This is a genomic window from Staphylococcus carnosus (assembly GCF_900458435.1).
Taxonomy (GTDB): Bacteria; Bacillota; Bacilli; order Staphylococcales; family Staphylococcaceae; genus Staphylococcus; species Staphylococcus carnosus.
In genome coordinates, this window is sequence record NZ_UHCT01000001.1 from 483,280 (window position 1) to 498,021 (window position 14,742).

12 protein-coding genes and 1 pseudogene are annotated in these 14,742 nt (G+C 34.7%); 8 read left to right on the top strand and 5 right to left on the bottom strand.

Going from position 1 to position 14,742, the window contains the following annotated elements; all coding sequences use genetic code 11:
* Positions 1-75 precede the first annotated feature (75 nt).
* From nagA to DYE31_RS02040, 3 genes are all read left to right on the top strand, one after another.
* Complete coding sequence (nagA, locus tag DYE31_RS02030; RefSeq protein WP_015901309.1) at positions 76-1,233, top strand: N-acetylglucosamine-6-phosphate deacetylase; 1,158 nt, start codon at positions 76-78, stop codon at positions 1,231-1,233.
* A gap of 323 nt (positions 1,234-1,556) precedes the next feature.
* Positions 1,557-3,383: a purple acid phosphatase family protein gene (locus DYE31_RS02035; protein ID WP_041613147.1), complete on the top strand. Its 1,827-nt coding sequence runs from the start codon at positions 1,557-1,559 to the stop codon at positions 3,381-3,383.
* Positions 3,384-3,459: 76 nt separating this feature from the next.
* Entirely contained in the window at positions 3,460-4,164 is a 705-nt protein-coding gene (locus DYE31_RS02040; protein WP_015901307.1) for a hypothetical protein, read from the top strand.
* Between the two features lie 185 nt (positions 4,165-4,349).
* On the opposite strand, the gene DYE31_RS02045 is transcribed toward DYE31_RS02040, so the two are convergent.
* On the bottom strand, positions 4,350-5,285 hold the full coding sequence (locus DYE31_RS02045) for an NAD-dependent epimerase/dehydratase family protein (RefSeq protein ID WP_015901306.1): 936 nt from the start codon (positions 5,283-5,285) through the stop codon (positions 4,350-4,352).
* A gap of 262 nt (positions 5,286-5,547) precedes the next feature.
* Between DYE31_RS02045 and DYE31_RS13025 the strand changes: the two genes are divergently transcribed.
* On the top strand, positions 5,548-5,649 hold the full coding sequence (locus DYE31_RS13025; RefSeq protein WP_081427469.1) for a MerR family DNA-binding transcriptional regulator: 102 nt from the start codon (positions 5,548-5,550) through the stop codon (positions 5,647-5,649).
* Positions 5,630-6,283: a hypothetical protein gene (locus tag DYE31_RS02055; RefSeq protein WP_015901305.1), complete on the top strand. Its 654-nt coding sequence runs from the start codon at positions 5,630-5,632 to the stop codon at positions 6,281-6,283. The genes DYE31_RS13025 and DYE31_RS02055 overlap by 20 nt, the downstream gene beginning before the upstream one ends.
* Before the next feature lie 47 nt (positions 6,284-6,330).
* Here the strand turns inward: DYE31_RS02055 and DYE31_RS02060 are convergent, their stop codons facing one another.
* Both DYE31_RS02060 and DYE31_RS02065 read right to left on the bottom strand, forming a co-directional pair.
* Positions 6,331-7,575, bottom strand: coding sequence for a Zn-dependent hydrolase (locus DYE31_RS02060; RefSeq protein ID WP_015901304.1), 1,245 nt, complete (start codon positions 7,573-7,575; stop codon positions 6,331-6,333).
* Between the two features lie 127 nt (positions 7,576-7,702).
* A complete protein-coding gene (locus DYE31_RS02065; protein WP_015901303.1) occupies positions 7,703-9,325 on the bottom strand; it encodes a PucR family transcriptional regulator in 1,623 nt (540 codons plus the stop codon).
* 191 nt (positions 9,326-9,516) lie between these two features.
* On the opposite strand from DYE31_RS02065, the gene allW reads away from it, so the two are divergent.
* Together allW and allB are read left to right on the top strand one after the other, a co-directional pair.
* Positions 9,517-11,004, top strand: coding sequence for an allantoin permease (allW, locus tag DYE31_RS02070; protein WP_015901302.1), 1,488 nt, complete (start codon positions 9,517-9,519; stop codon positions 11,002-11,004).
* Positions 10,994-12,360: pseudogene (gene allB / locus DYE31_RS02075) on the top strand (allantoinase AllB). The gene allW and the pseudogene allB overlap by 11 nt, the downstream one beginning before the upstream one ends.
* A gap of 120 nt (positions 12,361-12,480) precedes the next feature.
* Here the strand turns inward: allB and DYE31_RS12860 are convergent.
* Both DYE31_RS12860 and DYE31_RS12865 read right to left on the bottom strand, forming a co-directional pair.
* The gene (locus DYE31_RS12860) at positions 12,481-12,849 is read right to left on the bottom strand and encodes an alpha/beta hydrolase family protein (protein ID WP_015901299.1); all 369 of its coding nucleotides are present in this window, start codon (positions 12,847-12,849) and stop codon (positions 12,481-12,483) included.
* Between the two features lie 5 nt (positions 12,850-12,854).
* Positions 12,855-13,316: an alpha/beta hydrolase gene (locus tag DYE31_RS12865; protein WP_015901298.1), complete on the bottom strand. Its 462-nt coding sequence runs from the start codon at positions 13,314-13,316 to the stop codon at positions 12,855-12,857.
* 186 nt (positions 13,317-13,502) lie between these two features.
* Here DYE31_RS12865 and allC point away from each other — a divergent pair, with 186 nt between their 5' ends.
* On the top strand, positions 13,503-14,735 hold the full coding sequence (gene allC, locus DYE31_RS02085; protein ID WP_015901297.1) for an allantoate deiminase: 1,233 nt from the start codon (positions 13,503-13,505) through the stop codon (positions 14,733-14,735).
* Positions 14,736-14,742: the final 7 nt, after the last annotated feature.

Genomic DNA, 14,742 nt, shown 5'->3' on the forward strand with positions numbered 1-14,742 from the left:
TTGTCTTTTAAAAAATCTGTATAAAATATATGTTAAAATACGGATGACTATACATTACGCAAAAGAGGGAAAACAATGACAGAATTTGTAGTGGCTAATGGCCATATTTATGCAGAAGACGGAGTAATAGAGCAAGGATACATCAGAGTTGCGAATGGAAAAATTGCTGAAGTGGGTGCAGGGGATTATAAAGGTGATTTACAAGTTATAGATGCTGAAGGTAAAAATATTTTGCCTGGTTTTATTGATATTCATATTCATGGTGGTTATGGAGAAGATGCGATGGATGCATCTTTTGACGGGATGAAACATTTATCTGAGTCATTATTATCTGAAGGTACAACAACATACTTAGCGACTACAATGACACAATCTGTTGAAAATATTGATCGCGCTTTAGAAAATATTGTGGAATATATGAAGTTTCAAGATAAAGAAAATGCTGCTGAAGTAGCTGGTGTTCATTTAGAAGGCCCTTTTATTTCAGAACACAAAGTAGGTGCACAAAATCCAAAATATGTGCAAAGACCTACTATCGATGCAATTCAACATTTCCAAGAAGTTGGTCAAGGTAATATTAAAGTCATGACTTTTGCGCCGGAGGTAGAAGGGGCAAAAGAAGTGCTAGAAGCACTTAGTGACAATATCATTTTTTCAATCGGACATACTGTAGCAAAGTACGATGAAGTCAATGAAGCTGTAGCACATGGTGCTCGACATGCAACGCATTTATATAATGCAGGTACACCGTTTGAACATCGTGCCCCTGGTGTTTTTGGAGCAGTATGGACGAATGATGAGATTAATGCAGAAGCAATTGTCGATGGCATACATTCACATCCTGCTGCAATTAAGACAGCATTCAGAATGAAAGGCAATCAGCATTTCTACTTAATTACAGATGCGATGCGTGCAAAAGGAATGCCGGATGGAGAGTATGATTTAGGCGGACAAAATGTCATTGTTAAAGGATCAGAAGCACGTTTAGCTTCAGGTGCACTCGCAGGCAGTATTTTAAAAATGAATGACGGTGTGCGTAATTTAATGGAGTTTACAGGTGCATCTTTAGAAGAAGTATGGCGTACGACAAGTTTAAATCAGGCAATTGCTTTAGATATTGATAATAAAAAAGGGAGTATTCAAGTTGGAAAAGATGCTGATTTAGTTATTGTCGATAATAATATTAATGTAAAAACAACAATTAAAAATGGTATGATTCATGCATTTGAATAAATGAAGTAGTATCTACTCTCGTATTGTCAGAATACGGGAGTTTTTATTTTGGGTTCATATAATGCTTAAAAAGCAAAATATTTTAATGAAATGCGTTGATTAAACAAAACAATATAATTACATTTGATTTATATGTCTTTGCATCATAATTCTCATAGTCCTAACATTAAATTAATAATTTCTTAAAACTCGGTTGCTACAATTTAGGTGAAAGGGAGTCAACGACCATCATTCATTGTTTTAAGTTTTCTATTTTTTAAGGTTGGATGCTTCCTTTATAAAATTATATCTATTTTGGAGGTAGGGCATTGAAGAATATCAAGATGACGAAAATTGTAGCGGGCAGTATGGCAAGTTTAATGTTGTTGTTAGCAGCAGGGGCACCGCAAAATGCAGAAGCGGATGCTAACAATCAAGCAGCATCTCAACAAACACAGCAAAATAATCAATCACAACAAGCAACAAATCAAGATGGTATCAAATTGATGAAAGAAAAACCTGAAGTTGCGCCGATTCCTAAAAAGAATTCACCAAATAGAATCATCACAAACTTCAACGGTAATCCGCAAAAAGAGATGGGTTTCAACTGGTATACAACTGATAAAGCAGAACAGCCTCAAGTATGGGTTTCAACTTCTAAAGATATGAAAAATGCTAAAACTTTTGAAGCTGAAGCAAAACAAGTGGACTCTCAATACATAGAAAGAGACAAAACAGGACACTTTATTTTTGCCGATGTAGAGAAAAATGATGAAGGTGAACCTGTTAAAGATAAGAATGGCAAAGAAAAAATCAATGGTTACTACACTGATGCTAATGTAAGCGGTCCTGAATGGACAAGTGGGGATCAACACGGTAAAGCTTCTTTGAAAAATGAAAAAGAATATGTTTACAAAGCACATGCTAAAGACTTAAATCCTAATACACAATACTATTACAAAGTGGGTAGCAAGAAAGGTAAACAAAGCCAAGTGGGACAATTTAAAACAGGAGGCAGTGCGAAAGATCCATTTAAATTCGTTCAATACACAGATACACAAAACGCTTATTGGAATGAACATGTGAGAAACGAAGCGCAATTTGGTGCAAACACTATCGCTGAGGCGATTAAAACAGCAGGCAATCCAGATTTTGCTTTGCATACAGGTGACTTTGTAGAAAATTCTCAAACAGAAGATGAATGGAATGATATTTATGATAAATCTCGTCCGTCATTCATGTCTTTACCAATTGCAGCTGCAGCAGGTAACCATGATGAATATCCATTCAATGAAGATGATAAAAAATTATTAGATCGATTCAATCGTCACGTTAATGTGCCGAAAGCAAACAATGCTGTTAATGGCGGTTCATACTATTCATTTGATTACAATAATGCGCACATGGTAGTTGCGAACACAAATGATAATAAGAAAAGCAAAGATAACCCAGACGAAAAAGCAATCGGCAAAGAACAAATGAAATGGATTAAACAAGATATTAAAAAAGCACGTAAAAATGGTTCTAAATGGATTATTTTGAACTTGCATAAACCAATGTATTCTAAGTCATACCACGCGTTAACTGATGAAGATATTAAGAAAGTACGTAAAGAATTAACAAAAGAAATTGATGATTTAGATGTTGATTTAGTATTGCAAGGTCATGACCATGTATTAGCACGTACTAAAGTATTACAACATACTTCTACTAAAAACAGCTTTGTAAATGCGAAGATTGAAGATGCGAAACAAGTGACAGGTAAAGACGGCGTTAAATATTATGACAACCCTAAAGGTTCTGTATATGTATTACCGAACACTGGCGGTACGAAAGCTTATGATGATATTTATAGTCGCTCGTTAGATCACATTAAGAAAATTCAACCAGATTTAAAATGGTTAACTGAAAAGCAACGTCAAGAATATAACAATTTATTCGCAGTAGGTGAACAACCTCAAAAAACAGCAGCGTTTAATGACAGTCATGAAAATAATCGTGATTCTTCAGATCAAAACTTCTCAGTATACGAAGTTAAAGGCAACAAATTGATTGTGAAGATTTATCAATTACGCGGAGATATCAGTAAAGGTGAACCAAGATCTGTTAAATTGATTGACCAATTCGGTATTACAAAAGATGACAATAAAAAAGATGGCAATAAAAAATAAGTAGTTTTAACAAAGAAAAGGAACTCGTCGATTGAAAGTGGCGAGTTCTGATTCTTTATACATAGGAGGCAATAACGTGAAACGATTTTTAACATATTCAGCAGCAGTCGCAAGCTTGAGTCTGTTTTTAACAGGGTGCAGCGGTAATAATGATAAGAAAACAAGTGATGCACATGCACAGACACAACAACAGCATTCAAAAGAAGCCTCAACTTCAAAAGATATTAAAATTAATAAAGAAAAATTATCTGATCAAGCACATGAAAATATGAAAAAAGAAGTGTTAGATTGGGCAGATAAGAGGGCAAAACAAAAAGGATTAGCAGTTTCAAACCGCTATTTTGGGGCAGGAGAGATTTCTAGTGGAGATTGGTATGCGATGACTCCAAAAGGTGAGTTGCAAGTGAGTAATCAAGGATCACCTGGGCCTAAAGCTTTTGACCGTCATAATTTGGTCGGAGTTGTGATGTATAAATCAAAAAATGGCACAACTGGGTTTGATTCTAAAGCTAAAAGCTTAACGAATATTGAAAGTTATCAAAATGTAGCGGATTTGAATCAACCTGTTACGAAATATTTATTTGCTGATGACGGCAATGTTTATGAGTATATTTTTAAACCGAATGAAAAAGTAACTTTATCTTCAGGTTTTGCGCCTAAAGATCATAATGATAAAGATCCTAATTTGAAACCAGATCATGCTTTTAGTTTAAGTGAAGATGAATCAGCGGACGAAACCATGCAGCGTATAGTGAAGCAATATGGAATGCAATCAAAGTAAGAGTAAAAAGAGCATATAAAAAATAGATGTATTCGATTTTATTTTTTGTGCAAATTGAACATATATCAATGAAGCATGACTTGGTATTCTGAAAAAAGGTATTACAACCCTACCAAAAGGATTTCTCCCAAGATACTAATTGAAATGCGAAAACCCAGGACCTAAGCCTGGGTTTTTCTGTGTCTTCAGTCTTGATTATATTTCAGATATTCAGCAATACCTTTCATCACATCATATTCAGGATTGAAGCCTAAGTCATTTAATGGCGTAACATCTGAATAAGAGTGTTTAATATCTCCTGCACGTGCTTCTTCGAAACTATATGGTACTTCGTATCTGAAATAATCTGCAAATGCATTGAACACTGTAATTAAGTCAGTTTGATTACCAGTTCCGGCATTATATACTTTCCCATTTGTCGCATCATCCTGAATGACTATCCAGATAGCTTGTAATAAATCTTTAATGTAAATAAAGTCACGTGTTTGTTTTCCATCTCCGAAGAAAGTGAAAGGTGCTTTATTTAAGAATTTTTGATTCATTATCGATAATACACCAGAGTAATCTGATTCTGGATTTTGGCGCGGGCCGTATACATTAAAGAAACGTAATGCGACAGTCGGCAGACCATATAAAGAATGATAAATTTTTGTATATTGTTCACCTGCAAATTTTTGAACTGCATAAGGTGATAAAGGATTGATATTTGAAGTTTCAACGGACTTCGGCAAATCTGGCAAATCCCCATAAATTGCAGCAGAAGATGCAAAGAAGAATTTTTTCAAATTATTATTATATTGACGGTTAGCCTCTAATAAATGGATTGTAGAATCAATATTGTCTCCATTTGATTCTAAAGGTTTCTCAACCGTTTCTACGACACTGACCATAGCAGCCATATGGAATATATAATCGAATTGATGTTTTTGAACTAATTCGGTAATCAAGTCGAAGTTTTTAACATCATCATGATAAAAATGTGCTTCATCAATGAAAGGAACATTCTCTCTTTTTCCAGTAGATAAATTATCTACGATAAACACTTCGTGACCTTCATTATGCCACTTTTCGGCAATGTGAGAACCGATAAAACCGGAACCCCCTATAATTAACACTTTCATGTAAGTAACCATCCTTTGTAAATTAGTATCTGAAAAAATACATTTAAATAAAGTTTAGCATTATGACAAGAATTATAAAAGACATTATGATGTAGAAGTAAGAAGGATGCTTAGGGATTCAGTCTGCGGGGTGTCTTAAAAGTAAAAAATTTTAAAATACTGTTTGCTTGTGACGCGGGGTCATATTGTAATGTGAAATTGAGACAGAAAGTGGTTCAATAATAATAAGTAAGTTTAAAGAGAGTTGAGGTGAAATGAAAATATGGTATATACAACAGGGGAATTAGCTAAAATGTGCAATGTGTCTGTTCGGACAGTCCAATATTATGATCAAAAGGGGGTTATTGAAACCAGACAGCGTTGAAAATAATCGGCGGTATTTTAGTGATAAGTCTAAAGTAAAGTTAGAAATAATTAATGTGTTGAAAGAAATGGATTGTTCTTTAAAAGAGATTAAAGTGCTGTTGGAAGAAACGGACTCCATAAAAACCCTGAAATTTTTGCTTAAACAAAAAGAAGAAGCATTGGAGATACAATTAGCAAAACAGCAAGAAAAACTCAAACAGATTCAAAACTTGAATTATGCAATTAGCCAAAATAGCGAAGAACCACTTTCAAATGTCCTCAAATTCAATGATATTTCAGAAAGAATGATTGAAATGAAACACTTCAGACGTAATATTATGATTTCAGCGAGTCTCGTAGGTATCGTGCAATATGGCAGTATCGCAGCTTCAATTATCAAACATGACCTTAAACCGATTGGTATTGCTGCGCCATTTTTATTGGCTTATGCAGCAGGGGTAAGTTGGATCTATTATGAAAATGTCAGTTATGTGTGTCCGAATTGCCAGCATACTTTTAAACCATCTTTCACTCAAGTCATGTTAGCAAACCATACGTTTAAAACACGTAAATTCAAGTGTCCGAATTGCGGTGAGACACATTACTGTGTAGAAGTTTTAGACGATAAAAAGTTGAATGAAGTTAAACAATGATAGTCAAAATTAAAAGGTCTGCCTTGAAATCGGGGCAGACCTTTTAATTAAATATTTATATCTTTTTTAGCAAGCTCAATTGTGGTACCAATTAAAGTATTGACACCTTTTTCAATTTCAGAAACTTCAACTGATTCTTTCGGTGAGTGGCTGATGCCGTCTTTACAAGGAATGAAGATCATACTTGTAGGACAAATGAGTGCCATATTCATCGCATCGTGACCTGCGCCACTGAACATAAAACGGTATGAATAACCAAGGCCTTCACAAACATCTTCTGTAATATCAGCGATTTCTGGATTAAGGTTGACTGGTGTATCGGCACCTAAGTCTTCTAATTCAGCTTTGATTTCACGGCGTTCTGTAATTGCTTCAATTGCTTTTTCAATTTCAGAGGCTACTTTTTCTCTAGACTCAGATTCTTTTCCACGTACATCAACCAACATTTTTACTTCGCCTGGAATGGCATTCATCATGTTAGGGAATGGTTGGATATAACCTACCGTAGCGACGATTCCTTCTTGATGATGTGCTTGAGCAATGCTTTCCACTTTCAATGCGATTTCTGATGCTGCAGTTAAAGCATCTTTTCGCATCGGCATCGGTGTAGAACCAGAATGGCTTGTTTCACCGATTAATTTTAATTTATAACGATGAGGGGCAGCAATATGCGTCACGATACCGATGTCTTTATGTTTGTTTTGCAATATTGGCCCTTGTTCAATATGCAATTCAAGATATGCTTTCAAATCACCTTTGTGATAGATGTCGGAATCTGACGGCATACTTTGTTTTAAAGTATCTACTAAATGAAAGAGTGTTTTACCTCTATCGTCAGTTAATTTTTTCATATCATCTGTAGTAAGGTCGCCGATTAAATACTTACTACCAAGTGTTGATTTATTAAAACGTGATGATTCTTCACATGTAAATGCGACGATTTCAATCGGGTGATCAGTTTCGATTTGATGTTCGTTTAAATGTTGTACGACTTGAAGGGCTGCAACTACACCTAATAACCCATCGTAGCGTCCACCATCTTTAACAGTATCGATATGAGAACCTAACATTACTGGCGGAAGTGAATTGTCTTTTCCTTTACGACGTGCAATTACGTTGCCGAAGTAATCAAAGTGTACCTCAAGACCTGCTTCTTGGCATAACATTGAAAATTTTAAAGCGGCAAGTCGTTCTGCATGTCGGAATGCAATACGGTTAATGCCTCCTGTTTCTTCATCATAGCCGTAATTGTTGAAAATATCTAAGTGATGCATGACTGTATCTATATTCATAATATCCCCCTTATTTAAAGTTTTTTAAATAAATATTATTCTAGCATATTATCGTGGATTCAAAGTGATAGTTGACAGAGTACTGCTCATTTAATCATGGGGTAGCACCTTTATTATATTTCAATTTTTAATCAAATGTAATCTCATCAGATGCATAAAGTGCTAACCGTAAATTTAATGAATTTAAAGGATCTTCAATTTGGAAACCTAGTAATTCTTCACATTTATTGATGCGGTATTTTACTGTATTTCTATGAATGTACATCATTTTAGCGGTTTTAGTGATATCGCATTGGTAATCCATATAAATTTTCAACGTGTCTTTAAGCTCTTCATCTTTTTTAGTTTTCGGATGGCTTAAAGGTCCGAGAATGTTGTTGATAAATGGTTTTAATTTATCAGGCGGTATCAACTGCAGTAATTCTTTCATATTTTTTGAATGATAGAACGTGATGAATTCTTTTTTATTTTTTTCTAAATAGTTTTCGAATGCTTCGTTGGCTTCAGCAAAAGAATTGTTGAGTTGAGAGAATTCAGTGACTTTATTGCCCACTCCGAATGAAATACTGCTATCGAAAAATTCATGATAATTTTTTTGAAGATATTTTAAATAATGAATATAGTATTCATGTTGATGTTGCAATAAAATAGCAAAACGTTTATTAGATGACAGATTATAAATACTGATTTTAGGATCTAAATCCGTTAATTTGTGTTTTAACCACTTATACACGAACGTTTGACGTTCGTTTACATATTGACTGTTTTCCAGTGTGTCTGTCGGATCAATACCGCAGATGATGACTTGGTAATAATCTGAAGGATAAATACCGTATTGTCTGAACAGGCTTGGATGTTTGTGAACGGAAAGCAGTTGATCTGAGCGGTTTGTAAGTAATGATTCAAAGAAGCGGTTCAAATCTAAGTTTGCAGCTTCTTGAATTTTTTGGTTTTTATAAATGGCAAAGCTTAACGTAGTCACAATCTGTTCTATAGTTAAAAGACTGAACGGGTAAGACAATTTATTGATGTCAGAGACCATTAAATAGTACGGGAAATATGCAAAAGATTGGACTTTAAAGATTACCTTTTCATTGTCATAATTCGTTTGGTTGCGTGTAATAGTATTTGCTTTTTCGGATTCTATATAATCAAGGAAATATTTCATATGTTTTTGCAGTAAACGATAATTTTGTTGATAATGCCAGCTTTCAGTTTCAACACGTTTAAAAGGATTAAATAATAGAACCGGCACTTTTAATAGACGGCTCATTCTTTCTATCATTGCTTCTACATCAAATCCCTTAATCAACATATCATTAAGTTCTTCTTGAATGTTTAAAGCATAATTAAGCTTGCTAGTTTGTTCATCAGAAATATAATTAGCCATTTGCCGAGTAATCTCGCCTAAATTCCAATCTTCTGAAATATCTATCAACGGAAATTCTAATTCATTTGCATAATCTACAATATCTTGATTGATTTCTTTTAAATAACGGGAAGTTTTAATTCCTAGACCAGCTGTATCAATTTCTTTAAGCTCTTTAATAAGTTTTTTTAAGCCGTTTTGGTTTTCTTTGAATAAGAGACCAGTTGTTAAAATAAAAGATTTTTTAGCAGTGTAGTCTTTAATATCATCATTTTCACTAATATCTAAGTTGTCTACTTCACGGTTTAAATCTCCTTCCGAATTAATTAATTTAAGTCCTGCAAAACTAGGGGCGGATAATATGTCTTTAAGTGTAGGCATTTAATCACCTTTCTTACATCTATATGAATTTAATATTAATTATAAAGCAATACGCTATCATTTTGGCCAAAATAAATAATTTTTATGATAATTACTGTCATTTTGCACAAAGAAAAACGCTTACAGTAAAGGTAAAATTTATTTAAAGATTATACGTATAGTCATTATTCTAATTCAAAGGAGAATTACAAATGACGAATAAGGAGCACACCTTTGGCAGTACAGAATTATTTGAACGACGGGGTTACAACAAGGATGTTATGCCAAAGACAGCAAGCCAACGCAATAATACCACATTTAATTTCTTCACACTTTGGATGGGTGCTGTACATAATATTCCTAATTATACAGCAGTCGGTGGATTTTTGCTTTTAGGCTTATCTCCGTTGCAAGTAATAATGGCATTGATTTTCAGTTCATTTATTATCGCAACAATATTAGCAGTTAATGGTTATGCAGGTTCAAAATACGGAATACCATTTGCGATGCAGCTTCGTCAAACTTATGGAGATATTGGCGCCAAGTTACCAGGAGTTTTACGTGGTGTCATCGCAGGAATTGGTTGGTTTGGACTTCAAACTTTTGCTGGTTCACAAGCTTTATTAATTCTATTAAATAAATTTTTCCCGGGATTTGAAAATATCGGAAATGGTTTTACTATTTTAGGCATCGGAATACCAGGTTTAATTGCTTTCTTAGCATTTTGGGCAATCAACTTTGCAATCGGTATCGGTGGCGGTTCAACTTTAAATAAATTTACAGCTATCTTAAATCCATTGATATATATTGTTTTCGGCGGCATGGCCATTTGGGGCTTTATGGTTGCCGGTGGTTGGCACAATATCATGACGTATGAAATTCATACGAAAACAACAGGTATGATTTATCCAGCCATTCTATCATTTATTTTAATTGCTAACTCAATGATGGGTGTTTGGGCTGGACCAGGTGCGAGTGTATCAGACTTTACACAAAATGCAGTATCAACAAAAGCACAAGTGGTTGGACAAGTTTCAGGCCTGATTGTAGCGAATTTATTATTTGCATTCAGCAGTGTGTTTATCATTATCGGTGGTTCTATCTTTTTAGGCCACCAAGAATGGAACATTTTAACAATTATCAACCAATGGGATAACATCTGGGCAATTCTTATTGCTACTGGTGTGTTGTTGATGACAACAATTTCAACAAATGCGACAAGTAATATTATTCCAGCTGCTTATCAATTGAGTGTACTTGCACCTAAATGGATTAATTACCGTCGCGGCGTTATTTTAGCAGCTGTGCTCAGTGTAGTTATCATGCCATGGAAACTGATGCAGAACGAAGATAGTATCTTTGTCTTCTTGAATATGATTGGTGCAATTTTAGGACCGGTATCTGGTGTGATGATTATTCATTTCTACTTTATTTCTAGATGTAAAGTTAACATTGATAAATTGTATTTTGATTTGAATGCAGAACATCATAACGGTTTAAGATTTAATGGTTCAGCATATATCGCAACAATTTTAGGTGTAGTCATATCTTTACTTGGATTTATTCCTAAATTCTCAGTGATATCAGATTTCTCTTGGTTCATTGGATTCATTGTTGCAGGTGGTTCATACATTATTTTATATCTTTTAGAAAAAAGATATAAACAATCGAAAAAGGAGAGAATAACTCATGAAGTATGATTTAATAATTAAAAATGGACGTGTCATTTTAGATGATGATGTTAAAGAAGTTGAGGTAGCAGTGAAAGATGGTAAGATTGCTGCTATTGGTAATGATTTAGGAGAAGCAGAAAAAGTAATCGATGCTGAAGGACAAATTGTTTCACCAGGAATAGTAGATGCACACGTTCATATCACTGAACCTGGCGAGGTTACCGTGATGAGTGGGAAGGTTACGAAACAGGTTTGAAAGGTGCTGCTAAAGGCGGCGTTACAACAATCATTGAAATGCCTTTAAACCAAGTTCCTGCAACAACAGATAAAGAATCTATTGAGAAAAAATATGAAGCGGGAGAAGGAAAATTATCTACAGATGTAGCTAGTTACGGCGGTTTAGTTCCTTACAACCTTAATGGCGGCATTCAAGAGTTGGATGATGAAGGTGTAGTTGCTTATAAAGCTTTCCTTGCTTCTGCTGGTGATCGTTCTATCGAAGGCGACTTCCAAAATGTAGATGATTATTCATTATATGAAGGTATGAAGCAAATTGCTAAAACAGGTAAAATTTTATCTATTCACTCAGAAAATGTAGCAATTACTGACAGATTAGGCGAAATTGCTCATGAAAATGGCGAGAAATCTATGGAAGCATATGTTGATTCACGTCCGGTTTTCACTGAAGTAGAACCAATTCGTAAAATTATTTTATTCGCTAAAGAAACAGGATGTCGCGTGCATATTGTACACGTAGCATGTGAAGAAGGCGTAGAAGAAGTAATTAAAGCACAACAAGAAGGTGTAGATATTACATGTGAAACATGTACACACTATCTTTACTTCTACAAAGAAGAGCTTGATGATATTGGTGCAATAGCAAAATGCTCTCCGCCAATTCGTGAAAAATCACGTATGCCAGGTATGTGGGATCGTGTATTAAAAGGTGATATTAACTTTGTAACATCAGACCATTCTCCATGTACACCAGAATTAAAAGATACTGACGATGCATTTGAAGCATGGGGCGGTATTGCTGGTGTTCAAAATAATGTGGATATTTTATTTGATGAAGGTGTTCAAAAACGTAATATGCCGCTTACACGTTTTGCTGAAATCACTGCAAGTGAACCAGCTAAGATATTCGGATTGGTTCATAAAGGAAGTATTGCTGTAGGCAAGGATGCTGACTTTGTATTTATCAAACCAGATTCACCTTATACACTTCAAGCTGAAGATTTAGAATATCGTAATAAAATTAGTCCATATGTCGGCCGTACTATTAACGCACAAGTGACAAAAACAATCTTGCGCGGACAAGAAACATATAGTCAAGATGCTGGCGTATCAGATGACTTTATTGGTGAATTCATAAAAGAATAATAAATTGAAAGTAGATAGACCCTCGGAATGCTCATTTGAGCACTTCGAGGGTCTGTTTGCTTTGTAGATAAATCTATAAATTTCAACATTTATCATTGTTTTTAACGTTGGAGCAGTTTTCTATTTTTGAGTGTGATTATCTGCAATGTTTAATAAAAATGTTTCAGCTTGTTGATATAACTTCAAATTTTCTTGATTTACAGTACGATCAAAATCGTGTTCATCATTTTCTAAAACAGTAAATTCTGTTTCGGGAATCATTTTTTCTAAAAATTGTGCTTCGGTAAAAGGTACATCCGGATCTTGGTTGCCGTGTACGATAAATGTTGGAGGGAATGCTTTTAATTTTTTAGGTGCAATATTAAATTCTGGATTTGTAGTTTGTGTGATACCTAAAAATTTCATCCATTCATTTTGACCGCGTGCATATAAATAAATCAAATAACGACTTTGGATATCCCCATAAGTAACAGGATGATTCTGAATCATATTATTCAATATTTCTGGTGTAACTTGGCTGCTAGTGCTTGATATTTAAGGTTAGGACGTAGAAATTGCGGTATATGGAAACGACTATAACCATAAAAATCTAAAATACCCTCAACTTCTCGCTCAGCCGCTACTTTCATTGCTAGAAATACACCTGCAGAACGACCGAAAGTAAATATTGGAACGTCTGGAAATTGTTGGCGTATATGATCATACTGTGCTAAGGCATCTCCAATGATAGTATCGATTTTACTTTCTGGAGCTAAACGATACGAAGCTGAAATCAGTGTGAAATTTTGAGATAAGATATTGATATACTCTTTTGGCAGATTGTCATAGGTTCCGAAAATCAAACCGCCGCCATGAAAATATAAGATAATTCCTTTTTCTTCTTTTTGTGCAGGATAGACAAGATATTCTAAATCAGTATCATCTTGCTTCACAACATCACGATATGCTTGATTCAATTATTTCATCCTTTCATAAATAAGATAATTTTAAGCAAAAGTATTCCAATATATTATTTCAATATAAGAATTGTTTGTATTTGTACAAATTGAATAAAATGAACGATTATTCTTGTATAAAATGTAGATGAAGCGCTATCAATAAACAACTATAATTTGGGATGAGATGAAAAGGAGTTGTTGAAAATGAACATCCGATCCTCTTTTGAAGCTTTAGATAAGCAATTTACTGCTTATGGCGGATTAGAAGGCGGCGGTATTACACGTTTGCTTTATTCAAAAGAATGGACCCGAGCTGTAAATGTTTTGAAAGAAACATTAGAAGAAGACGGGTTTACAGTTAATTTTGATGATATCGGAAATTTAACTGGCCGATTAGAAGGAAGCAAGTATCCGGATGAAACAATAGTATCTGGCTCTCACATCGATACTGTTGTAGAAGGCGGTCACTTAGACGGTCAGTATGGAATTTTAGCAGCATTAACTGCAATGAAAGCCTTAAAAGAAGAACATGGACAACCATTACGTTCATTAGAAGTTTTGGCACTTGCAGAAGAAGAAGGCAGTCGTTTTCCTTTTGCATTCTGGGGCAGTAAAAACTTTTTCAATTTAGCAGATGAAGAAGACGTAAAAGATATTGCTGATGCAGAAGGCATTGAATTTGAACGTGCAATGCAAGATTCAGGTTTCAATTATAGACAGCAAGACAATGATTTTAACAATATCAAAGCTTTCGTGGAAATGCATATTGAACAAGGTAAAGTACTTGAAAGTGAAGAAAAAAATATTGGTGTTGTTAACGGCATCGTAGGACAAAAACGTTACACAGTTACATTAAAAGGGGAAGCCAACCATGCAGGTACTACACCTATGGGACTGAGAAATGATGCGGTTGTCGGATTCAGTCAAATTGCATCGCAATTAACAGAACGCGCACGTGAAATCGGCGATCCATTAGTAGTTACATTCGGTCGTGTTGACCCTGTTCCTAACACTGTTAACGTGGTACCTGGTGAAGTAGTTTTTTCTATTGATACAAGACATATCAACCAAGAAGCATTAAATCAATATGCTGAAGAGATTACGCAAACTATCAAGAATGTAGCCGAAAAAGAAGGCCTGGAATACGATATTGATTTATGGATGGATGAAGCACCTGTACTGATGGATGAGCACTTGGTTGAAAAAATCGAAGAAGCTGCCAACGAAGTTGTGGGTGAGTCAAAATATAAATTGATGTCTTCAGGAGCAGGTCATGATTCACAAATTTTTGCTAAATATGTTCCGACAGCAATGATGTTTGTGCCTTCTATAAACGGTATCAGTCACAACGTAGAAGAAGAAACAGATGTGGAAGACTTAGTTAAAGGTATAGAAGTATTGAAACAAGTTTTATATGAGTTAGCATACAAAGAATAAATTATTG